1 protein-coding gene is annotated in these 1,401 nt (G+C 74.4%); it reads left to right on the top strand.

Annotation, left to right across the window (positions count from 1 at the left end):
- Positions 1 to 18: 18 nt before the first annotated feature.
- Positions 19 to 1,401 (top strand): ABC transporter transmembrane domain-containing protein (locus tag U9R90_RS36230; protein WP_411061748.1); only part of this gene is annotated, 1,383 nt, incomplete at its 3' end.

Genomic DNA, 1,401 nt, shown 5'->3' with positions numbered 1-1,401 from the left:
CTCCCACCACGGACACGTATGGCCAACTCCCCCGAGAAGCACGGCACCTCGGCACTGCGCGCCGCAGCCCGGCACAGCGCAGTGCGCTGCACAGCCCTGGCCCTGCTGAGCACCGCCGCCGCAGCCGCGAGCCTGCTGCTCCCCGCAGCCCTCGGCAGAGCCCTGGACCTACTGCTCGCACCGAGCGGCGACGGCGGCGGCGGCGACACCGACGCAGCCACCCGCTGGGTCCTCCTGTGCACCGCCCTCCTCTGCGTCCTCGCCCTGCTCGACGCCGTCGACGCCGTACTCACCGGCACGACCAACGCCCGCACCACCGTGTGGCTGCGCGGAAAACTCGTCCACCACCTGCTGGCCGTCGGGCCACGGGCCACAACCCGCTTCGCCCCCGGCGACCTCGTCGCCCGCCTGATCGGTAACGCGTCAGCGGCAGGCACCGCGCCCACGACGATCGCCGCGCTGCTCGCGGCCCTGGTGCTGCCCCTAGGTGCCATGACGGCGCTCTGGCTGATCGACCCCTGGCTCGCCGTGGTGTTCATCGCGGGCGCCCCACTGCTGGCCCTACTGCTACGTGCCTTCGCCCGCGCCTCCTCCGACTGCTCGGCGCGCTACCAGCGTATCCAGGGAGACATCGCGGGCCGCCTGACAGAGGCGATCAACGGCTCCCGCACGATCGCGGCCGCCCACACCGCCGACAAGGAGACCGCACGCATCCTGCGCCCGCTGCCCGAACTGGCCCTCCAGGGCCACCGTATGTGGCGGGTGCAGGGCCGCGCCGCGGCCCAGGCAGCGGCCCTCGCCCCGCTGCTGCAGATCGGGGTGCTCGCGGTGGCGGGCCACCTGCTGGCCCAGGGACGGCTCTCGGTCGGCGAACTACTCGCGGCCTCGCGCTACGTGGCGCTGGCGACCGGCATCGGCGTGTTCGTCGGCCGGTTGGCCAGCCTGGTGCGCGCCAGGACCGCATCGCACCGTCTGGGCGAGGTGCTCACCGAGCCCGCGACGGAGTACGGTACCCGCCCCCTGCCGCCCCGGACCCAGGGCAGCGGACGGCTCGAACTCCGGGGCGTACGGGCCCGGCGCGGCGGGCGCACCATCCTGGACGGCGTCGACCTCACCCTGCCGGACGCCGAGGCCGACGCCGACGGCGGCAGCGGCGGCGGCAGCACACTCGCCGTGGTCGGAGCATCGGGCGCGGGCAAGTCGCTGCTCGCGGCGATCGCCGGACGACTGGCGGAACCGGACGACGGAGTCGTCCTGCTCGACGGAGTGCCGCTGCACGAGGTCACCCACGACGAACTGCGCCGCGAGATCGGCTACGCCTTCGAACGTCCCGCGCTGCTAGGTGACACGATCGCAGGCACCATCGCCTTCGGCCCCGCCCCCGCCCCGGACCTCGACCCC

This window comes from Streptomyces sp. E11-3, assembly GCF_046540415.1.
Taxonomy (GTDB): Bacteria; Actinomycetota; Actinomycetes; order Streptomycetales; family Streptomycetaceae; genus Streptomyces.
This window is presented reverse-complemented; position numbering and strand designations above follow the sequence as displayed.